Source organism: Stenotrophomonas sp. X, from assembly GCF_055721025.1.
The window spans coordinates 19,015-38,880 of record NZ_CM146756.1; the positions used below are offsets into that span (position 1 = coordinate 19,015).

At 67.4% G+C, this 19,866-nt stretch carries 17 protein-coding genes; 7 read left to right on the forward strand and 10 right to left on the reverse strand.

The window, feature by feature from the left end; translation table 11 throughout:
• Positions 1–97: 97 nt before the first annotated feature.
• Positions 98–1,300 carry an amino acid aminotransferase gene (locus ACZ75I_RS00090; protein ID WP_472958544.1) on the reverse strand — a complete coding sequence of 401 codons (1,203 nt, stop codon included), beginning with the start codon at positions 1,298–1,300 and terminating at the stop codon, positions 98–100.
• 171 nt (positions 1,301–1,471) lie between these two features.
• On the opposite strand from ACZ75I_RS00090, the gene ACZ75I_RS00095 reads away from it, so the two are divergent.
• Positions 1,472–3,565 (forward strand): TonB-dependent receptor family protein, encoded by a 2,094-nt coding sequence (locus ACZ75I_RS00095; protein ID WP_472958545.1) that lies wholly within the window; start codon positions 1,472–1,474, stop codon positions 3,563–3,565.
• An 80-nt stretch (positions 3,566–3,645) separates the two neighbouring features.
• On the opposite strand, the gene ACZ75I_RS00100 is transcribed toward ACZ75I_RS00095, so the two are convergent.
• Complete coding sequence (locus ACZ75I_RS00100) at positions 3,646–3,990, reverse strand: hypothetical protein (RefSeq protein WP_472958546.1); 345 nt, start codon at positions 3,988–3,990, stop codon at positions 3,646–3,648.
• 146 nt (positions 3,991–4,136) lie between these two features.
• Here ACZ75I_RS00100 and ACZ75I_RS00105 point away from each other — a divergent pair, with 146 nt between their 5' ends.
• The 3 genes from ACZ75I_RS00105 to ligD all read left to right on the forward strand — a co-directional run bounded on the left by ACZ75I_RS00105 (position 4,137) and on the right by ligD (position 8,109).
• Complete coding sequence (locus tag ACZ75I_RS00105; protein ID WP_049413394.1) at positions 4,137–4,535, forward strand: hypothetical protein; 399 nt, start codon at positions 4,137–4,139, stop codon at positions 4,533–4,535.
• Positions 4,536–4,698: 163 nt separating this feature from the next.
• Entirely contained in the window at positions 4,699–5,619 is a 921-nt protein-coding gene (gene ku, locus ACZ75I_RS00110) for a non-homologous end joining protein Ku (RefSeq protein ID WP_472958547.1), read from the forward strand.
• A gap of 3 nt (positions 5,620–5,622) precedes the next feature.
• Positions 5,623–8,109, forward strand: a complete 2,487-nt coding sequence (gene ligD, locus ACZ75I_RS00115; RefSeq protein ID WP_472958548.1) for a DNA ligase D — start codon at positions 5,623–5,625, stop codon at positions 8,107–8,109.
• 75 nt (positions 8,110–8,184) lie between these two features.
• Here the strand turns inward: ligD and ACZ75I_RS00120 are convergent, their stop codons facing one another.
• The 4 genes from ACZ75I_RS00120 to ACZ75I_RS00135 form a co-directional block, all read right to left on the reverse strand.
• Positions 8,185–8,577: a hypothetical protein gene (locus tag ACZ75I_RS00120; RefSeq protein WP_242890326.1), complete on the reverse strand. Its 393-nt coding sequence runs from the start codon at positions 8,575–8,577 to the stop codon at positions 8,185–8,187.
• A gap of 127 nt (positions 8,578–8,704) precedes the next feature.
• Positions 8,705–9,733 (reverse strand): alcohol dehydrogenase AdhP, encoded by a 1,029-nt coding sequence (gene adhP, locus ACZ75I_RS00125; RefSeq protein WP_472958549.1) that lies wholly within the window; start codon positions 9,731–9,733, stop codon positions 8,705–8,707.
• A 96-nt stretch (positions 9,734–9,829) separates the two neighbouring features.
• Entirely contained in the window at positions 9,830–10,468 is a 639-nt protein-coding gene (gene eda / locus ACZ75I_RS00130; RefSeq protein WP_472958550.1) for a bifunctional 4-hydroxy-2-oxoglutarate aldolase/2-dehydro-3-deoxy-phosphogluconate aldolase, read from the reverse strand.
• A gap of 111 nt (positions 10,469–10,579) precedes the next feature.
• Positions 10,580–11,170 (reverse strand): cysteine dioxygenase family protein, encoded by a 591-nt coding sequence (locus ACZ75I_RS00135; protein ID WP_061480460.1) that lies wholly within the window; start codon positions 11,168–11,170, stop codon positions 10,580–10,582.
• A gap of 239 nt (positions 11,171–11,409) precedes the next feature.
• Between ACZ75I_RS00135 and ACZ75I_RS00140 the strand changes: the two genes are divergently transcribed.
• Entirely contained in the window at positions 11,410–12,465 is a 1,056-nt protein-coding gene (locus ACZ75I_RS00140) for a LacI family DNA-binding transcriptional regulator (protein ID WP_061480459.1), read from the forward strand.
• 105 nt (positions 12,466–12,570) lie between these two features.
• Here ACZ75I_RS00140 and phhA read toward each other — a convergent pair whose 3' ends face one another.
• Positions 12,571–13,464 carry a phenylalanine 4-monooxygenase gene (gene phhA, locus ACZ75I_RS00145; RefSeq protein WP_053496712.1) on the reverse strand — a complete coding sequence of 298 codons (894 nt, stop codon included), beginning with the start codon at positions 13,462–13,464 and terminating at the stop codon, positions 12,571–12,573.
• Positions 13,465–13,589: 125 nt separating this feature from the next.
• Between phhA and ACZ75I_RS00150 the strand changes: the two genes are divergently transcribed.
• A complete protein-coding gene (locus ACZ75I_RS00150) occupies positions 13,590–14,075 on the forward strand; it encodes an Lrp/AsnC family transcriptional regulator (protein WP_005411782.1) in 486 nt (161 codons plus the stop codon).
• A gap of 39 nt (positions 14,076–14,114) precedes the next feature.
• Here ACZ75I_RS00150 and ACZ75I_RS00155 read toward each other — a convergent pair whose 3' ends face one another.
• Positions 14,115–15,107, reverse strand: coding sequence for a patatin-like phospholipase family protein (locus ACZ75I_RS00155; protein WP_111201599.1), 993 nt, complete (start codon positions 15,105–15,107; stop codon positions 14,115–14,117).
• 235 nt (positions 15,108–15,342) lie between these two features.
• The gene (locus ACZ75I_RS00160; protein WP_061480458.1) at positions 15,343–16,359 is read right to left on the reverse strand and encodes a TIGR00266 family protein; all 1,017 of its coding nucleotides are present in this window, start codon (positions 16,357–16,359) and stop codon (positions 15,343–15,345) included.
• A gap of 160 nt (positions 16,360–16,519) precedes the next feature.
• On the opposite strand from ACZ75I_RS00160, the gene ACZ75I_RS00165 reads away from it, so the two are divergent.
• Positions 16,520–18,790, forward strand: coding sequence for a TonB-dependent receptor (locus ACZ75I_RS00165; protein ID WP_346476707.1), 2,271 nt, complete (start codon positions 16,520–16,522; stop codon positions 18,788–18,790).
• 131 nt (positions 18,791–18,921) lie between these two features.
• On the opposite strand, the gene ACZ75I_RS00170 is transcribed toward ACZ75I_RS00165, so the two are convergent.
• Positions 18,922–19,761: an acid phosphatase gene (locus ACZ75I_RS00170; RefSeq protein ID WP_180868599.1), complete on the reverse strand. Its 840-nt coding sequence runs from the start codon at positions 19,759–19,761 to the stop codon at positions 18,922–18,924.
• Positions 19,762–19,866 lie beyond the last annotated feature (105 nt).

The window sequence follows — 19,866 nt, forward strand, 5'->3', positions numbered from 1 at the left end:
CCGCACAAGCCGAGCGTAGCCCGGCTCCACAGAGACCTGGGCGCAAAAAAACAAAGGCGCCTTTCGGCGCCTTTGTTCAAACCACTGCAGCCTTGCTTCAGCCCTTGGCGACGGTGGCCACGGCCTTGGCGACGTATTCCAGGTTGTTCTGGTTCAGCGCGGCCACGCAGATGCGGCCGGTGCCGACGGCGTAGATGCCGAACTCGTCGCGCAGGCGTTCGACCTGCTCACGGCTCAGGCCGGAATACGAGAACATGCCGGCCTGTTCGTTGATGAAGCCGAACTGCGGCGCACCGGCAGCGGCCAGCTTTTCGACCAGGCCCTGGCGCAGGGCGTGGATGCGCTCGCGCATCTCGGTCAGCTCCTGCTCCCACATCGCGCGCAGTTCCGGATTGGTCAGCACGCCGGCCACCAGCGCAGCACCGTGGGTGGACGGGCTGGAGTAGATGGTGCGGATCACGCGCTTGACCTGCGACTGCACGGCCTTGGCGTCAGCAGCGGTCGGCGCCACCATCGACAGCGCACCCACGCGCTCGCCATACAGCGAGAACGACTTGGAGTACGAGTTGGCGACGATGAAGCTGTCGATGCCGGCTTCGGCGATGATGCGCACGGCGGCGCCATCCTGCTCGATGCCCTTGTCGAAGCCCTGGTAGGCCATGTCGATGAAGGGGAACAGCTGCTTGTCCTTCAGCAGCTGCGCGACCTGCTTCCACTGGGTGACCGTGAGGTCGGCACCGGTGGGGTTGTGGCAGCAGGCGTGCAGCAGCACCACGGTGCCGGCTTCCAGCTTGCCCAGGTCGGCCAGCAGGCCGTCGAAGTTGACGCCGTGGGTGGTCGGGTCGAAGTAGGTGTAATCCACCACCTCGAAGCCGGCCGCGCTGAACACGGCGCGGTGGTTTTCCCAGCTGGGGTTGCTCAGCGCAACGGTGGCGTGCGGCAGCAGCTTCTTCAGCACGTCGGCGCCGACGCGCAGCGCACCGCTGCCACCGACGGTCTGTGCGGTGGTGACGCGGCCGGCGGCCAGCAGCGGCGAGTCCTTGCCGAACACCAGCTCTCGCGTGGCCTGCGTGTATGCCGGCAGGCCATCGATCGGCAGGTAGCCGCGCGGTTTGGCGTCAGCGGCAAGCTGCTGCTCGATCTGCTTGACGGCGCGCAGCAGCGGGATGCGGCCGCTCTCGTCGTAGTAGATGCCCACACCCAGGTTGACCTTGGTCGGGCGGCTGTCGGCGTTGTACGCCTCGGTCAGGCCCAGGATCGGGTCGCCTGGGACCAGTTCCACGTTTGCAAAGAAGGACACGGCGGTACTCGTTCGGTAGACGGAAAGGGGGAGGAAGTGCGCTACGCGGTCTGCGGCCTTGCAGCCGGAAACAGCCCATCGTAACAAAGCCTGCCGGGGCTGGCCGCCGCCATCGTCATCCGTGGCCCCGTACCATGGCGTGCGTTGCCGCCTGATCCATCAACCTGAATCATGAATCCCGCCGCACGCCGCCATTGCCTGCCGCTCGCTGCCCTGCTGTTGTCGCCTTGGGCGGCGCTGGCCGAGTCCGCGCCGACCGCCCTGCCCAGCGTGCAGGTGCAGGCCGCACGCGTGCCCGGCATCGACCCGTTCGCGCTGCCGGCCAGCCAGGACACGGTCTGGATCGACGCCGCGCGTCCCGGCGCCGGCGCACAGCTGTCCGAGGCGCTGGCCGGGGTCCCGGGCCTGGTCGCCCGTGACCGCCAGAACTTCGCGCAGGACACCCAGCTGTCGATCCGTGGCTTTGGTGCGCGCTCGACCTTCGGTGTGCGTGGGGTGCGGGTGTTGATCGACGGGGTGCCGGCCACCATGCCCGATGGCCAGGGCCAGCTGTCACACGCCAGCCTGTTGGGCGCCGAACGCGTCGAGGTGCTGCGCGGGCCGTTCTCGGCGCTGTACGGCAACTCCTCCGGTGGCGTGCTGCAGGTCTGGAGCGCGCAGGGCCAGGCCGGCGACCCGTGGCGGTTGCGGCTCAACGCTGGCGCCGACAACACGCTCAGCGTCGGCGCGCAACTGAAGGGTGCCGGCCGTGTTCTGGATTACAACATCGCCGCCAATCACTTCCGCACCGATGGCTGGCGCGACCACAGCCGTGCCCGCCGCGAATCGCTCACTGCGCGTATCGGTGGCGATCTCGGCGGGGGGCGGCTGGAGCTGCTGCTCAATGCCTTCGATGCGCCCGATGCGCAGGACCCGCTGGGCCTGAGCCGTGCCCAGGTGACGGCCGATCCGCGCCAGGCCACCGCCGTGGCGCACCAGTACAACACCCGTAAATCGGTGCGCCAGCAGCAGGCCGGCCTGCGCTGGACCCGTGAAACCAGGGCGCAGCGTTGGCATCTGATGGGCTATGCCGGCCAGCGCGCGGTACGCCAGTACCTGCCGATCCCGCCGGCAGCTCAGACCAACAGCCCGTTGCATGCCGGCGGGGTGATCGACCTGGAGGGCGGCTATGGCGGGCTGGACGCGCGCTGGGGCTGGCACGGCGACCTCGCCGGCCGGCCGCTGGATCTGGTGGCCGGGCTCAGCGCCGACCGCCAGCGCCAGCATCGCACCGGCTACGAGAACTTCATCGGCAGCGCTCTCGGCGTGCGTGGGCGGCTGCGCAGAGACCAGATCGACACCGTGCAGAACGTCGATCAGTTCGCCCAGGCGTGGTGGCAGTGGAGTCCACGCTGGTCATTGCTGGCTGGCGTGCGTCACAGCGCCGTGCGCTTCGAATCCGACGATCGCTACATCACCGCCCGCAACCCGGACGACAGCGGCCACCGCCGCTACCGGGCCACCACGCCGGTGGCCGGGATCAGCTTCGCGGCCAGCCCGCAGTGGCGGCTGCACGCGGCGGTGGGCCGTGGCTTCGAGACGCCCACCTTCAACGAGCTGGGGTATCGCGCCGACGGGCAGGCGGGACTGGCGCTGGATCTGGCGGCGGCGCGCAGCCGCAGCCTGGAGGTGGGCAGCAAATGGCATGCACAGGACGGAACCCAGCTCGATATCAGCCTGTTCCGCGCAGATACCGACGATGAGTTGGCAGTTGCCAGCAACATCGGCGGACGCAGCACCTATCGCAACATCGGCCGCACCCGCCGCCAGGGCGTGGAACTGCGCTACCGGCAGCCGTTGGCAGAACAGTTGGAACTGCAGGTGGCCTGGACCTGGCTGCAGGCGCAGGTGCGTGCGCCGTACCAGACCTCGAACACCTGGGTCTCCGCCGGCAGCCGCCTGCCCGGGGTACCGCGCCAGCAGGCGTTTGCCCGGCTGCAGTGGACGCCGGCCGACTGGCAGTGGGCGCTGGAGGCCGCCGCGAGCAGCGATACCGTGGTCAACGACGTGGCCACCGAGCGGGCGCCGGGCTACGCGTTGCTGAACCTGGAAGGTGGCCGTCGCTGGACACTGCCAGGTGGCGAGCTGCGCGCCTTCGCCCGGCTGGAGAACGTGCTGGACCAGGCCTACATCGGCTCGGTGATCGTCAATGACGGCAACGGGCGCTTCTACGAACCGGGGCCCAGCCGCCGGGCCAGCGTGGGCCTGCAATGGTCCTGGCGTTGAGTGGGTAGTGCCGGCCGCTGGCCGGCATCGCTCTGTGAAGGGCAGCCCAGACGTTGCCGGCCAGCGGCCGGCACTACCCGTCAGTCGGGGGCCTTGGCCGGTACGAACGGCGAGGTCGGGTCGCTGGCCGGGAAGGTCTCCTCCAGCGCCTCGTCCTGGTTGTCGCTGGCGCGCTGCTTGCGTTCGCGACGCTTGAGCGGGCTTTCCTGGCCGCCGCGATGGCGGTCGCCGCCATCCTTGCGGTCCTGGGCGGCCTGTTCAGCCTCGTGCTTCACCGGCAGATGGTCGCCACCGTGCTCGGCGTCGTAGAAAGGTGCACCGGTGCCGCGGTAGGCGGCATTGTCGGCATCGCGCTTGCCGCGCTGTTCACCGGGAATGGGCGGGTGGTTTTCCCGCAACGGGTCTCGGGAATTCTCTCGGCTCATGGTCTGGCTACCTGCGCTCGGGGCTCCCACTACACCGCGCCACAGGTAAAGCCGCCGCGAACCCGGCGTCATGAACATCTTGCTCACCCCCCGGTAACAGCACCGCGCGTATTCCTGCCCACCCGCCCCCGCTGCAGGAGCCGGCCATGCCCCGTCTTGAACGACCCGCACCGTCCGTGTTCAACGCCCTGCTCGATCCGCTCGGCCAGCGCACCGCACAACGCCGCACGCGCCGCCATGAAGATCCGCAGGCGGTGGCGCAGGACTACCTGCAGTACATGCTCAGCGACTACGAAGAGCGTCGCGGGCAGAACCACCGCAACTGGCGCGATCTATGCCCGGTCTACGCCTTCGCATTGACCACCCACGCTGCCGACTGGCCGCGCGGTGACGCCGCGGATACGTGCGAGGAGCTGGCCGAACACTGGGAGCAGATGCGCGGGCAGTCGCGGTTGAGCTGGTCGCAGGCACGGCCGGTGGTGGAAGACGCCTGGCGCGCGCTGGATCATATTCCGGCGGTGGCGGTGAGGCCGTTGCTGCAGTAGTGCCGGCCGCTGGCCGGCAACCTCAGGAAACTTCAGGCCGCGAGCTCTGCCGGCCAGCGGCCGGCACGACCGTTCTCCGTAGAACCCACGTGCACGGTATCGACACGGGTGGTTTACACCCCCCATCCGAAGCTGGATGCCCTGCCCCGCCAAAGGTACGCCCATGGCCCGCCCGATCTGGACCGGCACGCTGTCGTTTGGCCTGCTCAACGTGCCGGTGTCGCTGATGTCAGGCGAACGCAAGGTCGATCTGCAGTTCCGCATGCTCGACTCCCGCGACCGCAAGCCGATCCGCTTCGAGCGGGTCAACGCCGATACCGGCGAGGAAGTGCCATGGAAGGACATCGTCAAAGCCTACGAGTACGACAAGGGCAGCTATGTCGTGCTGGAGGAAGGCGATATCCGGTCTGCGGCACCGGAAAGCCACGAAGCGGTGGAGGTGGAATCGTTCGTGGATGCCGCGCAGATCGACCCGCGCTACTACGAGAAACCCTACCTGCTGGTGCCCGGCAAGAAGGCCGAAAAGGGCTACGTGCTGCTGCGCGAGACATTGCGCAGCACCGGCAAGGTGGGCATCGCCCGGGTGGTGGTGCGTACCCGCGAATACCTGTGCGCGGTGATGCCGCATGCGGACGCGCTGGTGCTGATGATCCTGCGCTATCCGCAGGAACTGGTGGATCCCGAAGATTACAAGCTGCCCACCGGAAAGCTCGCCGATTACCGCATCAGCAGCAGGGAAACGGCGATGGCCGAGCAGTTGATCGAGTCGATGTCCGGTGATTGGGATCCGTCGCAGTATCACGACGAATTCCGCGAGCGCCTGCAGCAGGTGCTGAACAAGCGCATCAAGTCCAAGGGCGGTACCACCCGGGTGGAGGATGAGCCTGTACCGCGCGAGGATGCCACCACCAACGTGGTCGATTTCATGGCGCTGCTGCAGAAGAGCCTGGACGCGAACAAGCGTACGCCGGCGAAGAAGATGGCAACGGGGAAAGCAGCCACCAAGCCGACGGTAAAGAAGGCCGCAAAGAAGGCAACGAAGAAGGCCGCGAAGAAAACCGCTGCACGTCGCAAGGCAGGTTAAGCCATGTCGTTGCACCAGTACCGGCGAAAGCGCCGACTTGGCGGTGGCTTCGGGCAGACACCGGAACCTGACGACACGCCCGCACACGGCAATCCGAAGCGGCGGCCGATCTTTGTCATACAGTTGCACCATGCCACTTCGCGGCACTATGACTTCCGCCTTGAGATGGACGGTGTGCTGAAAAGCTGGGCGGTGCCGAAGGGTCCTTCGCTTCGCGTTGGTGACAAGCGGCTGGCCGTGGAAGTGGAAGACCATCCGCTGTCCTACGCCGGTTTCGAAGGCGATATTCCCGAAGGCCACTACGGCGCTGGCCACGTGGAGGTCTTCGATCACGGCACATGGGCCTGCGAAGGCGATCCACTGCAGGCACTGGCAGCGGGAAAGATCGACTTCGTGCTGCATGGGCAACGCCTGGCCGGCGGGTGGAAGCTGGTGCGCACAGCGATGAAGGGACGCCAGGTGCAGTGGCTGTTGATCAAACGCGACGACGAGGAAGCGCGCGATGCCGAAGCAGATGATCTGCTCCAATCCCCCATGCCGAAACGCACATCCGCAGTGAGCAAGCGCACGGTGGGCAAGTCAACGCGCGCCGCACCGGCTGCACGATCGGCGACCCGCAAGGCCGATGCGCGTTGGCATGCGCGAGCACTGAACCTGGACGGCGCGCGTGACACGCCCTACCCGCGTGCCTTCAAGCCACAGCTGACCGATCATCGCGACAGTGCACCGGACGGCGAGCGCTGGTTGCATGAGATCAAGTGGGATGGCTATCGCCTGCTGGCCGATCTGCACGAAGGCAAGGTGACGCTGCGCTCCCGCAACGGCCTGGATTGGACCGGTGATTTCCCCGAGGTGGTACAGGCCGTGCAGGCACTGCCGGTGCGGGATGCGCGCCTGGACGGCGAGCTGGTGGTGCTGGACCGGGATGGACGCAGCGACTTCGCCGCGCTGCAGCGCGTGATCGACGGGAGTTCGAAGCAACCGTTGCGCTACATCGTGTTCGATCTGCCGGGTGTGGCCGGCGTGGACATCAGTCGTTCACCGCTGCTGGAGCGCAAGGCGCTGCTGAAGGATCTCATCGGACCCACGCCCGGAACCCTGGCCTTCAGCGAGCACGTGATCGACCATGGCCCGCAGGTATTCGATGCCAGCGGGAAGGCGGGATTCGAAGGCATCGTCAGCAAGCAGGTGGATGCGCCCTACGTGAACACCCGTGCACGCAGCTGGGTGAAGGTGAAGCATGAAGACACCGACGAGTTCGCGATTGTCGGCTACACGGCACCGAAGGGCTCCCGGGTAGGGTTCGGCTCGCTGCTTCTCGCCACGCCGGACAACGGCGGATTGCGCTATGTGGGGCGGGTCGGCACCGGCTTCGACGACGAGAGCCTGCGCGCGCTGCACAAGGCGCTGCAGCCGTTGGCGGTGAAGACGCCTGTGCTGCAGCTGCCGGCGCATGTGCCGTTCCGCGCCGCCAGCGTTCGCTGGGTGAAGCCGGTGACGGTGGCGGAGGTGGCATTCCGTGGCTGGGGCAAGGAAGGCCTGCTGCGCCAGGCCAGTTTCAAGCGGCTGCGCAGCGACAAGCAGAAGGAGGACCTGGAAGTGGCCATATCGAGTGCTGAAGCCGGGGGTGAGGTCCAGATAACCCATCCGGAGCGGGTGGTGTTCCCAAGGCAGAAGCTCAGCAAGGGCGACGTGGCGGACTACTACCAGCGCATGGCGCGCTGGATCCTGCCCGAAATTGCCGGGCGGCCCCTGTCACTGCTGCGCTGCCCGGATGGCGTGGGCAAGGCCTGCTTCTTCCAGAAGCACCATGGCCCCGGCCTCGGGGATGCCGTGCACGCGGTGCCCCTACAGCAGAAGAGCGGCCGCGAGGACTACGTCTACATCGACGATGTGCGGGGCCTGCTGCAACTGGTGCAGATGAACACCCTGGAGCTGCATCCGTGGGGCGCGACCGTGGCCGATCCCGAGCACCCGGATCGCTTGGTGTTCGATCTCGATCCCGGTGAAGGGGTGGGCTGGGCAGAGGTGAAAGCCGCTGCGCGTGATGTCCGTGACCGCCTGCAGGAAGTCGGCCTGAAGAGTTTCGTGCGGCTGTCCGGTGGCAAGGGCGTGCATGTGGTGGTGCCGCTGCGGCCCAAGGCAGGCTGGGACGAGGCGAAGGCGTTCTGCGAGGCATTCGCGCAGGCAATGGCGCTGGAGCAGCCTGATCGCTATGTGGCGACGATGAGCAAGGCCAAGCGCGGCGGGGTGATCTTCATCGACTGGCTGCGCAACACACGGGGCGCTACCAGCGTGTGCTCGTGGTCGCTGCGTGCACGCGACAGCGCTGGCGTGGCAGTGCCGCTGCGCTGGGAAGAGCTTGCACGCGTCAGTGCGGCCGACGCTTTTCCGATGGCCAAGGCACTGGCGCGCGCGAAGCGGCTGAAGGGTGACCCATGGCAGGGCATCGCGCGGTTGAAGCAGACGCTGCCGCGCATGGACCTGTAGAGCCGAGCCCATGCTCGGCTTGCATGCACATCGACACAGGCAGCCGAGCATGGGCTCGGCTCTACAGGGGCGGCGTTACCTTGCGTCGCGCGAGGGACGACGGCCGAACCACCAGCCGGCCAGCAGTTGCAACGGCAGTGACGCCAGCAGTGAAATGACGAACCAGAACGGGAAATCCGCACCCGCCGTCCACATGGCGTAGCCACAGCCCAGTGCGACCAGCGACCAGATCGAGAAGCCGTGCGATCGCGGCCAGCAGGGCGCGTAATAGGTGGCAAAGGAAACCCCGGCGATGCCACCGAGCACGCTGAAGGTGAGATCCCAGCCCAGTTGCACGCTGTTGTTGTCCGGCGACAGGCCCAGCAACGGTGGCAGCCAGCTGGCGACGCTGCTGACCAGCGCAAGCGACAGCACGCCGCCGATCAGGGCAACGAGGGACAGGAACAGGGTCTTGAGCAGGCCGGGCATGCGCGCATTGTACGGCGGCCACAGAGTGCCCGCGTTGCCGGCCAGCGGCCGGCACTACCGATGAATCGGCATGGCCGCCGCGTCCGTGGGAGAGGGGGACGGAGCGACGGCGGCCATGCACAGGGGGTCAGGCGGCGAAGTCGAGCACCACGCGGCCTTCGATGGTGCCCGCACGCATGCGCGCGAACACGTCGTTGATGTTTTCCAGGCGGTCGGTGCTGACCGTGGCCGCGACCTTGCCCTCGGCGGCGAACTGCAGCGATTCCTGCAGGTCCAGGCGGGTACCGACGATCGAGCCGCGCACGGTGATGCCGTTGAGCACCATGCCGAAGATGTCCAGCGGGAAGTTGCCGGGCGGCAGGCCATTGAGCGAGACAGTGCCGCCACGGCGCACCATGCCCAGTGCCTGCTCGAACGCCTTCGGCGACACTGCGGTGACCAGTGCACCGTGGGCGCCGCCGATTTCCTTCCTGAGGAACGCGGCCGGGTCGGTGGTGCGCGCGTTGACGGTGACCTGCGCGCCCAGCTGGCGGGCCAGTGCCAGCTTGGTGTCGTCCACGTCCACCGCGGCCACGTTCAGGCCCATCGCGCGGGCGTACTGCACGGCCATGTGGCCCAGGCCACCGATGCCGGAAATCGCCACCCAGTCACCGGGCTTGGTGTCGGTGACCTTCAGGCCCTTGTAGACGGTCACGCCGGCGCACAGCACCGGCGCGATCTCGACGAAGCCCACGTCCTTCGGAAGCAGGCCGACATAGTTGGCATCGGCCAGTGCGTACTCGGCGAAGCCGCCGTTGACCGAGTAGCCGGTATTGCGCTGCGTCTCGCACAGCGTTTCCCAGCCACCCAGGCAGTGTTCGCAATGACCACACGCCGAGTACAACCAGGGGATGCCGACCCTGTCGCCTTCCTTGACGTGCCCTACCCCGCCTCCCACGGCCACGACGTGCCCCACGCCCTCGTGGCCGGGGATGAACGGCGGGTTCGGTTTCACCGGCCAGTCGCCCTCGGCGGCGTGCAGGTCGGTGTGGCAGACGCCACAAGCCTCGATCTTGACCAGTACCTCGCCCGCCCCCGGGCGCGGTACCGAGACTTCCTCGATCACCAGTGGCTTGCCGAACTCACGCACGACAGCGGCCTTCATGGTGGAATTCATGTTCGGATCTCCGTAGTGCGCTTGCCCACAGAATGACGCCGGCGCGAGGCCGGCGCTTTGATCACGATCAAACCTTTGAAGAGCCGCGAAGCAGGTTCAGCTGGCCAGCACCGAGGCCTCGCGGGCCAGGCGCTCGATGGCGTCCCAGTCGCGGGTCTGCAGCAGCGCCGGGGTGGTCAGCCACGAACCGCCCACGCACAGCACGTTGGGCAGGTGCAGGAACTGCGGCGCGGTCTGCGCGCTGATGCCGCCGGTCGGGCAGAAGCGCACATCGGCGAACGGGCCGTGCCAGGCGGCCAGCAGCGCGGCGCCGCCGGCCTGCACGGCCGGGAAGAACTTGAAGGTGTCCGCGCCGTGCTCCAGGCCCTGGATCAGGTCCGAAGCGGTGGCAGCACCGGGCAGGTACGGCAGGTCGGCATCACGCGCGGCCGCATACAGTGCCGGCGTGGCACCGGGGGAAACGGCAAAACGCGCACCGGCCTGCTTCGCCGCCTGCATCTGCGCGGCGTTGAGTACGGTGCCGGCACCGATCACCGCGTCCGGCACGGCCTCGACCATGGCCTTGATCGCATCCAGCGCCTGCGGCGTGCGCAGGGTCACCTCGATCACCGGCAGCCCGCCACGGAACAGCGCCTGGGCCACTTCGACCGCTTCATTCACATCTTCGGGGGTGTACACCGGCATCACCGGTGCCAGCTTCAACAGCGCGCGCAGGCGCGGATCAGCGCTGGACATCGTCTTGCTCCTTGCCCGCCAGGGCATCGCGGATGCTGCCGGTGCCGGCAGCGCAGCGGCGCATGATGCCATGCGGACCGCGACGGTGCCCTGCTCCGCACCGCGCCGGATTCAGGCCGGGTCGGCCTGCAGCGCCTGGATGCGGCGCTGGTACCAGTCGCCACCGAGCGGATCGAACACCGCCGAGCGCTCCATCTGCGCCTCGTACACGTGTACCGAGATCGCCAGTGCCTCATCGCTGGCATTGCGCAGGGTGTGGTACTCATGCGGGGGGATCAGGCTGCCTGCACTGCCGCAGCCCCCGCGCAGCGCGGCGTGGCGGCGGAAGCGCCAGCGCTCGCCGGCGCACTCCAGCAGCTCGTAGCGGGTGATCTCCAGCTCGCCCAACCACACGCCCTCCACACACCACATGGCATCGTGGTCGTGCAGCGGCGTGCCCTGCCCTGGGCCCCAGCTCATGGCAATCACGCTGTAGCCGTGTTCGCGGCTGTGGTACAGCGGACGTCGCGCGTAATGATCGCTGACCGGCCGATGCACGCATTCGGGCAACTCGATGCGGCTGTCGGTTATGGCTTCCTGCAGCGCCAGCTGCAGGTCGGTCGTGATGCGCTCGGGATCACCGGAGCTCATCGCCGCGTCGACTGCGGCGATCAACCGGTCGCGGCCGCGGAATGGCGGAAACGGAGAAGTCTGCAGGTCCATGCCTCGAATGTAGCGGAGGATGGTTAAGGGAATGTTGGCGTTCGCGCGCGTCGCGTCCACATTCAAGGTGAATACGCGTGGAAGAACGATTCAGATGCAGACGCAGTAGAGCGATCACAATGGAACCTTGCGCAGCAGAATCTGTCGAACACGACACGATTCAGATCCGCTGCGACATTCCGCAACTTCGCGCCCGACGGGCGCAAGGCTAGAATTCTCCGACTTACCTGGTTCTATACATGTCAGTGCGAACTATTAGCGATGCCGCGTTGCCGGCATCGAAGGGCAAGGCTGCCACGATCAACGACATCGCACGACTGTCGGGAGTTTCCAAGAAAACGGTTTCAAGAATCATCAACAACTCGCCGCTGGTGCGCAAGGACACCCGCGACAAGGTCGAGGCGTTGATGCGCGAGGTCGGTTACGTGCCCGATCCTCTCGCGCGCGGGCTGGCATTCCGCCGCTCCTTCCTGATCGGCCTGGTGTATGACGACCCGGGTGCCCAATGCATTGTCGACCTGCAGCACGGCGCGCTGGACGCGCTGCGCGGCACCGGCTATGAGCTGGTGGTGCACCCCTGCGACAGCCAGGATCCGGAATGCCCGCAGGGCGTGCGCCGTTTCGTGCAGCAGCAGAAGCTGCACGGCGTGATCCTGGGGCCGCGTGCGTCCGAATCGGCCGCGCTGGCGCAGACCCTCGATGACATCGACTGTCGCTACGTGCGCATCAACGCGCATGCCTCGGAGGATGAGAACCATGCCGTGGTCACCCATGACCGCGATGGTGCTGCCGCTGCGGCGGGCTACCTGCTTTCGCTTGGCCACCGCGACATTGCGGTGATCACCGGACCGGGTGACCGGCGTGCCGCGCGCGAACGGACGCATGGTTTCCTTGATCGGCTGGCGCAGGTCGGCCTGACCCTGCCCGGCGAGCGCGTGCTGGAAGCGGGCGACACCTTCGAGTCCGGCGTGCATGCCGCCGAACGGCTGCTGATGGGCGAGCAACGCCCCAGTGCGATTTTCGCCGGCAACGACGAAATCGCCGCAGGCGTGTACCAGGTGGCATTGCGTGCAGGCATCGCGGTGCCGCAGCAGCTGTCGATCGTCAGCTACGACGACAGCCCGTTGGCATCGCGGCTGTGGCCGCCGCTGACGTCGGTGCGGCGCCACGTCTCCGATATCGGCCGCACCGCCGCCGCCATGCTGGTCCAGGCCGACGTGCCCGACGCGCCGACCGCCGCCAGCGTGCATCCGCAGTTGATGGTGCGCGGGTCCTGCCGGGCCGTGGACGCCTGAGTGCCCTGCCCTCGCCTGCGCCGCTGCAGTGGCGCAGGCAGGCAACAACGAAAACGGCGCACCCATGTGCGCCGTTTTCAGTGCAAAGCCGTGCACGTTGTGTGCTTACACGTCGCCGCCGTCGGCCCAGCCTTCGCCGGTGCCCTTCTGGAACACGCGGTCGTCGCCCTGCACTTCACCGGCCGGCAGATGCGCCTGGTTGGCCAGTGCCGCGTAGATCGGGGTGAAGTCCGGCGAGGTCGCCTGCATGAGCTGTTCGAAGCTGTCGATGACGAAGTAGGTCTTCTGGAAGGTGTCGATGCGGTACTTGGTGCGCATGATCCGCTGCAGGTCGAAGCCGATGCGGTTGGGCGCGGCCGATTCCAGCGAGTACAGCGACTCGCCCTTCGACGACACAATGCCGGCACCGTAGATGCGCAGGCCCTCGGGCGTGTCGATCAGGCCGAACTCCACGGTGTACCAGTACAGGCGGGTCAGGTTCTGCAGCGCATCCGGACCGATCGCATGCGCTTTGACGCCGCCGCGGCCGTACGCCTCCATGTAGTCGGCGAACACCGGGTTCATCAGCAGCGGCACGTGGCCGAACAGATCGTGGAACAGGTCCGGTTCGGCGATGTAGTCGATCTGGTCCGGGCGGCGGATCCACCAGGTCACCGGAAAACGGCGGTTGGCCAGATGGTCGAAGAAATCCAGTTCCGGCAACAGGCCTTCAACCCCGACCAGGGTCCAGCCGGTGGCGGCGCCGAGCACTTCGTTGAGCTGGTCGAAGCGCGGAATCATGTGTGCGCTCATGCCCATTTCGTCCTGCGCATCCAGGAACTCCTGGCAGGCACGGCCGACCAGCAGCTCGCGCTGGCGCTGGTACAGCGTGCTCCAGGTTGCGTGGTCGTCGGCGCTGTAGGTGTCCCATGGCTGCTCGACGAGCGCGGTGGTATACACCGGCACGTAGCCCTTGTCGGTCTGCTGGTGTTCGACGCGGCGGGGCTGGGCGAGGTCCATGCGGCACTCCTGGATGGGATACCCACGATGCTAGGGCAGGGGACGCGCAACAGGGTTGCAAAAGTTGCGCCGATTGGCCTTGTTGGCGCAATATCCTTGCGTACTCACCATGTTGCGGGGCAACAATGGCCGGAGAAGTCCAGTTCGATCGCACGGATATACGCCTGCTGGCCGAAATCCAGCGGGATGGGCGCGCCACCAACGCCGAACTGGCGGCGCGGGTGAATCTCTCGCCTTCGGCCTGCCTGCGGCGGTTGCAGCGGCTGGAAAGCGAGGGCGTGATCGTCGGCTATGGCGCGCGGCTGGAGCCACGGCAGCTGCGGCTGGGCCTGCAGGCCTTCGTGCGCGTGCAGCTGGAGAAGCACGACCAGGCCGCCATCGGCCACTTCGTGGACAGCGTGCAGGCGTGGGACGAGGTGGTGGCCTGCCACGCGCTGACCGGCGACATGGACTACCTGCTGCACGTCTACGTGCGCGACCTGGAGCACTTCTCGCGCTTCCTGCTGGACCGGCTGCTCAATGCCGGTGGCGTGGCCGATGCCAATTCCAGCTTCGTGCTGCGCACGGTGAAGGGCTTCCAGGCGTTGCCGCTGTCGCAGCTGGAGTCCTGAGCGACCACCGGGCGGGCCCGGTGGCCTGGCTTCAATGGATCAGCACTTGTCCTTGCGGCCCATCAGCTTGCCCAGGCGCGATGCTTCCTCGCACTTCGGCGCGGCCACCGGTGCCGGTGCGGCTGCTGCGGCGCGCGCGCGCTGCAGCTGCTGGATCTTCGCGCGGATCTGCGGCATCGCTGCCATCGCGGCCTTTTCGCCTTCCAGGATCGCGGTGCCACGCTGGCTGAAATCGGCGGCACCGATGTCCAGTACCTTCGGGCGGATGACGATGTCGGCGCGCGCCAGTTCCTGCTCGCCCAGGCGCTGGCCCATGATCGAGATGGACTGGTTGACGATGCCCAGCATGTCGGTCGGCGCTTTGCCGCTGGCCTTGCTGGAGATGTCGACGGCGATTACGAAGTCGGCGCCGAGCTGGCGGGCAGCGTCCACCGGTACCGGGCTGACCACGCCACCGTCGATGTAGTTGCGGCCGCCGATCTTCACCGGCTCGAACACACCGGGGATGCTGCTCGACGCGCGCACGGCCTGGCCGACATTGCCGCGCACGAAGATTGCGCGCTCGCCGGTTTCCAGCTGGGTGGCGACGGCGGCGAACGGCTTTTTCAGGCGCTCGGCAGGACGGTTGGCAACCTGTTCGTTGACGTAGTCCTGCAGCTTCTGGCCCTGCACCAGGCCACCGGAGAACAGGCGCACATCGCGGATGCTGGCTTCATCAAGCGCCACGGCCCTGCTCTGCATCTGGAAGGCATCCATGCCGCTGGCATACAGGGCGCCGACCACGCTGCCGGCGCTGGTGCCGGCGACCACGGCCGGCTCGAAGCCGTTGGCCTCCAGCATCTTGATCACGCCGATATGGGCAAAGCCTTTGGCCGCGCCGCCGCCCAGGGCGATGCCGATCTTCACCGGCTTGGCCTGCGGGACCACGGTCGGCGCAGGCGGTGGCGTGGGGCGGACCGGGTCGCCACCGCAGCCGGCCAGCAGGCCGATCAGGGCGACAGACAGCAGCATGCGGGGGCGGAACAGGCTCATCGGCAGTGCGCGCACGGCGCCGGATTCAGGAAAGGGCGCCAGCATACCGAAGCCGTGGCGGGGCGGGCAGGGTGGGAAATATCGCCCATTCATAAAGGTAGTGCCGGCCGCTGGCCGGCAACCATAGGGAAACCTGGCAACGGTCCATGGGGCTGCCGGCCAGCGGCCGGCACTACCGGGATGCGCGCCAAGGTCCATGAGGTTGCCGGCCAGCGGCCGGCACGACCGGAGGCGGTCAGAAGCGGTTATCGCCATCCAGCATCCGGCCCAGGCCGCCCAGCACCGAGCCTTCGCCGCGGTTCTGGCCGCCGCCCTGCGGTGCGGCCATCCACATGCGGCCGGCCAGGCGTGAGAACGGCAGCGACTGCAGCCAGACCTTGCCGGGGCCGGTCAACGTGGCCAGGAACACGCCTTCGCCGCCGAACAGCATGCTCTTGATGCCGGCTACCCGACGCACGTCCATGTCCACCGTCGGGTGATAGGCCACCACGCAGCCGGTATCCACGTCCAGGCGTTCGCCGGCGGCCAGCTCGCGCTCCACCACGCAGCCGCCGGCGTGGATGAACACCCAGCCGTCGCCCTCCAGTTTCTGCATGATGAAACCCTCGCCCCCGAACAGGCCGGTCATGATCTTGCGCTGGAACTGCACGCCGATCTGCACGCCGCGCGCGCCGGCCAGGAAACTGTCCTTCTGGCAGATCAGGCGGCCGCCGTGCTGGTCCAGCTTCATTGCCAGTACGGTGCCGGGGTAGGGCGCGGCGAAGGCGACCTTGCCCTTGCCATGGCCGCTCTGGGTGTAGACGGTGGCGAACAGGCTTTCGCCGGTCAGTACGCGCTTGCCGGCAGCCATCACCTTGCCCATGAAGCCGCCGCCCTGGTCGCCATTGGCGGCGCCGAACACGGTATCCATCTGCACCGTGGCGTCCTTGAACATCAACGCGCCGGCCTCGGCAATGGCGCTCTCGCCGGGATCAAGCTCGATTTCCACGAACTGCATTTCATGGCCGACGATGCGGAACTCGATGTCGTCGGCGCGGCCGCTGGCGGCGGCGGGGACCGGGGGCGGGGTGTGGGGCATGCCCGGGGCCGCGGATTGCAGTTCGGGCACTTCGGCAATCGAGGTCCATCCGCTCATGCCCTGGCACCAGGCCAGCGCGCGCGGGTTGGCCTGCGCGTAGCGGCGCGCGGCCGGGTCATCGAGCGGTCCGATTCGGTCGGCCTGGGCCGAGGCATGGAAGTACCACTGGGTCATTGCGGCGGCTCCGCGGCGCTGGAAAACCCCGAGTCTAGCGAGCGCCCCGGGGGGCAGGGCGACGGGGCCATGAACGGCCGGCATTTGCGGGGCAGGTGCTGTATTGCAACAATTATCTGGTAGCGCCGTTTTACCACCCCTCCAAACACAGCCTACCGCCATGTCCCCGACCCGCACTTCCCGTGGCCGCCTTCCGGTCGCGCGCCCTCTCGTTGCCGCTCTTTCCGCCCTGCTGCCGTTGGCAGCAGCCGCCCAGGAAACCCCTGCCGCCAAGGATCCGGTTGCCCTCGACACCCTGCAGGTCACCGCGCAGCGCCGTGTCGAGAACGCCAAGGACGTACCGGTCGCAGTCAGCGCGATCCAGGGCGAGAAGCTGGATGTGCTCGGTTCGGCCGGCGATGACATCCGCTTCCTGGCCGCACGCGTGCCCAGCCTCAACATCGAGTCGTCCTACGGCCGTGCCTTCCCGCGCTTCTACATCCGCGGCCTGGGCAACACCGATTTCGATCTCAATGCCTCGCAGCCGGTGTCGCTGGTATACGACGACGTCGTGCAGGAAAGCCCGCTGCTGAAGGGCTTCCCGCTGTTCGACCTGGCCAACGTGGAAGTGCTGCGTGGCCCGCAAGGCACCCTGTTCGGCCGCAACACGCCGGCCGGCGTGGTCAAGTTCGACTCGGCGCGTCCGTCGCAGGATGCCGATGGCTACCTCCGCGTCGGCTATGGCAGCTACAACAGCTGGAACGTGCAGGGCGCCTACGGCGGCCCGCTGACCGACCGCTGGTCGGCACGCGTCTCGGCGATCTACCAGCGCCGCGACGACTGGGTCGACAACACCCGTGTCGGTGCTCCCAACAGTGGCTTCGAAGGCTATGACGAAGCCGCCGGCCGCGTGCAGTTCCTGTACGAAGGCGACGACTTCGAAGCGCTGTTCAACCTGCACAAGCGCAAGCTCAACGGCACCGCCCGCCTGTTCCGCGCCAACATCATCCAGAAGGGTGGCAATTCGCTGGTCGAGAACTTCGACCGCGACAAGGTGGCCAACGACGGCGTCAACTTCTCCGACCTGGAGACCTGGGGGGGCAGCGCGCGCCTGCAGTGGAACCTCGGCTCGGTGACCCTGCACTCGATCACCGGCTACGAGACCGCCGAATCGCTCAACCGCGGTGACATCGACGGTGGCTACGGTGCGGCCTTCCTCGGTGCCGGCAACTACGGCCCGGGCCTGATTCCGTTCTCCTCGGAGTCGGCTGATGGCCTGCCGCACCATCGCCAGTGGACGCAGGAAGTGCGCGTCGAGTCCAACGAGTGGGGCCGCTTCGACTGGCAGGCCGGCGTCTTCTACTTCGATGAAGACGTGACCATCAACAACTTCAACTACGACTCGCTGGCCCCGGGTAATCCGCAGACCGGCCATGTGGTGCAGAACCAGCGCAACAAGGCCTGGGCGGTGTTCGCTTCGGGTGACTTCGACGTCACCGACCGCTTCAAGCTGCGTGCCGGCGTGCGCTACACCCAGGACAAGAAGGACTTCAGCGCCAGCGTGCTGCAGGCGGTTCCGTTCGGCACCCCGGTCAGTGGCCCGTACCTGGCCAACACCGACGTCAACGACGTCAGCTGGGACCTGAGCGGCGTCTACAAGCTGACCGACGACATCAACGCCTACGCCCGCGTGGCCAAGGGTTTCCGCGCGCCGTCGATCCAGGGCCGCCTGGCCTTTGCGCCGGGTCTGTCGCAGGCCGATTCGGAGAAGGTCATCTCGTACGAGGCCGGCATCAAGGCCGATCTGTTCGAGCGCCGCGCGCGCCTGGGCCTGAGCGTGTTCCGCTACGACGTCGATGGCCAGCAGCTGATCGCCGTGGGCGGTTCCAACAACACCGCCACCCTGCTCAACGCCGACAAGACCATCGGCCAGGGCGTCGAGCTGGACCTGGAGGCCTACCTGGCCGACAACGTCCTGCTGACCTTTGGCAGCAGCTACAACGACACCGAGATCAAGGACAAGAACCTGGCGGTGGCGATCTGCGGCGGCGGCTGCACCATCACCGACCCGACCACGGTGATCAACGGCCAGACCTACGCGCTGGTGAACGGCAACCCGCTGCCGCAGGCGCCGAAGTGGATCCACAACGCGACCCTGCGCGTGGGCTTCCCGCTCAGCGGTGGCAGCGAGCTGTACGCCTACACCGACTGGGCCTACCGCAGTGCGGTGAACTTCTTCATCTACGAGTCGCCGGAATTCCGCGGCCGTAGTTCGCTGGAAGGCGGCCTGCGCCTGGGCTACAACTGGGGTTATGGCCAGTACGACGTGGCGGTGTTCGGCCGCAACCTGACCAACCAGACCCGCGTGGTCGGTGCGATCGACTTCAACAACCTGACCGGCTTCCTCAACGAGCCGCGCACCTGGGGCGTGGAGTTCACCGCGAAGTTCTGATGCGGTGGCTGCGGTAGTGCAATGAAGAAGGGCCGGCGCAATGCCGGCCCTTCTGTTTCCTGCTTTCTGTAGAGTCGAGCCATGCTCGACTGCCATGAGCCGAGCATGGCTCGGCTCTACAGAGGCATGGCTTACAGCGCGCTCTGCGGGCGCACCTTCAGCACCGCATTCTCGGTGGCGCAGTCGCGGCTGGAGTGCCGACCGGCCTTGCGCGCCGCCTCGATCTCCTTGCGTGCGGCCAGCAGGTCCTTGTTGAACGCGGCGTTGTCGTGCAGGCGGGCCACGGCGGCGGCACCCATGAAGCGGCCTTCGAGGATGTCGCTCTGCCAGTGCACGTTGCAGACCAGGCGGCTCTCGCCGTAGTTGCGGCCACGGGCCTGGATGGCGTCGGCGCGGTCCGGCGCGATCTCCGACAGGATCAGGGCCCAGGCCCAACCGATCGAAGTGTGGCCGGACGGGTAGGAACCGTTCTTGCGCAGGCCGTCCTCGTCCTTCGGCGAGCAGGTCGGCTCACCGTTGACCATGAACGGGCGCGGGCGCTGGTAGTGGTTCTTGGCCGCCTTGGTGGCGGCGCTGGCGTCGATCCGGCTGCGCTCCAGCAGGCGGTACAGCGCCGGGGTCTTCACCGCATCGACGTCGATGTCGGCGGCGCAGGAGAAGTGGTTGGCGCCCTCGGGGAAACCGAGTTCCGCATCGACGCCGGCCTGGGCGAAGCGCGGGCTGCCACGCAGCGCGCGGGCTTCACGGCTGACCTGTTCGTCCAGGGCGAGGGCGGCCGAACCGGCCACCGGCGGTGCCGGCACCAGATCGAGGCTGGCCGGAACAGCGCTCTTGTCCAGATAGCCCACGGCCTTGGTGGTGATGTTGGCTTCGACGGCGGTCGGTTTGGTGGCCGTGGCAGCACAGCCGGCCAGGGCCACGGCAACGGCGAGGCCGAGCAGCGGGCGGGCGGGGTGGGAAATCAGCGACATGGACGGGCTCCGGAGGAAAAACACCGCGTCATGATCGCAGCCCGTATGCGGCACCGCAGTGGCCATCGGTCATACGGCCAGACCCGGCATGGTCATCACAGGAGA

What these genes read in the sequence shown, in the direction of transcription:
- ACZ75I_RS00095 (WP_472958545.1), top strand. Translation starts at nt 1,472, where the DNA reads ATGAATCCCGCCGCACGCCGCCATTGCCTGCCGCTCGCTGCCCTGCTG.
- ACZ75I_RS00100 (WP_472958546.1), bottom strand. Translation starts at nt 3,990, where the DNA reads ATGAGCCGAGAGAATTCCCGAGACCCGTTGCGGGAAAACCACCCGCCC.
- ACZ75I_RS00105 (WP_049413394.1), top strand. Translation starts at nt 4,137, where the DNA reads ATGCCCCGTCTTGAACGACCCGCACCGTCCGTGTTCAACGCCCTGCTC.
- ku (WP_472958547.1), top strand. Translation starts at nt 4,699, where the DNA reads ATGGCCCGCCCGATCTGGACCGGCACGCTGTCGTTTGGCCTGCTCAAC.
- ligD (WP_472958548.1), top strand. Translation starts at nt 5,623, where the DNA reads ATGTCGTTGCACCAGTACCGGCGAAAGCGCCGACTTGGCGGTGGCTTC.
- ACZ75I_RS00120 (WP_242890326.1), bottom strand. Translation starts at nt 8,577, where the DNA reads ATGCCCGGCCTGCTCAAGACCCTGTTCCTGTCCCTCGTTGCCCTGATC.
- adhP (WP_472958549.1), bottom strand. Translation starts at nt 9,733, where the DNA reads ATGAATTCCACCATGAAGGCCGCTGTCGTGCGTGAGTTCGGCAAGCCA.
- eda (WP_472958550.1), bottom strand. Translation starts at nt 10,468, where the DNA reads ATGTCCAGCGCTGATCCGCGCCTGCGCGCGCTGTTGAAGCTGGCACCG.
- ACZ75I_RS00135 (WP_061480460.1), bottom strand. Translation starts at nt 11,170, where the DNA reads ATGGACCTGCAGACTTCTCCGTTTCCGCCATTCCGCGGCCGCGACCGG.
- ACZ75I_RS00140 (WP_061480459.1), top strand. Translation starts at nt 11,410, where the DNA reads ATGTCAGTGCGAACTATTAGCGATGCCGCGTTGCCGGCATCGAAGGGC.
- phhA (WP_053496712.1), bottom strand. Translation starts at nt 13,464, where the DNA reads ATGGACCTCGCCCAGCCCCGCCGCGTCGAACACCAGCAGACCGACAAG.
- ACZ75I_RS00150 (WP_005411782.1), top strand. Translation starts at nt 13,590, where the DNA reads ATGGCCGGAGAAGTCCAGTTCGATCGCACGGATATACGCCTGCTGGCC.
- ACZ75I_RS00155 (WP_111201599.1), bottom strand. Translation starts at nt 15,107, where the DNA reads ATGAGCCTGTTCCGCCCCCGCATGCTGCTGTCTGTCGCCCTGATCGGC.
- ACZ75I_RS00160 (WP_061480458.1), bottom strand. Translation starts at nt 16,359, where the DNA reads ATGACCCAGTGGTACTTCCATGCCTCGGCCCAGGCCGACCGAATCGGA.
- ACZ75I_RS00165 (WP_346476707.1), top strand. Translation starts at nt 16,520, where the DNA reads ATGTCCCCGACCCGCACTTCCCGTGGCCGCCTTCCGGTCGCGCGCCCT.
- ACZ75I_RS00170 (WP_180868599.1), bottom strand. Translation starts at nt 19,761, where the DNA reads ATGTCGCTGATTTCCCACCCCGCCCGCCCGCTGCTCGGCCTCGCCGTT.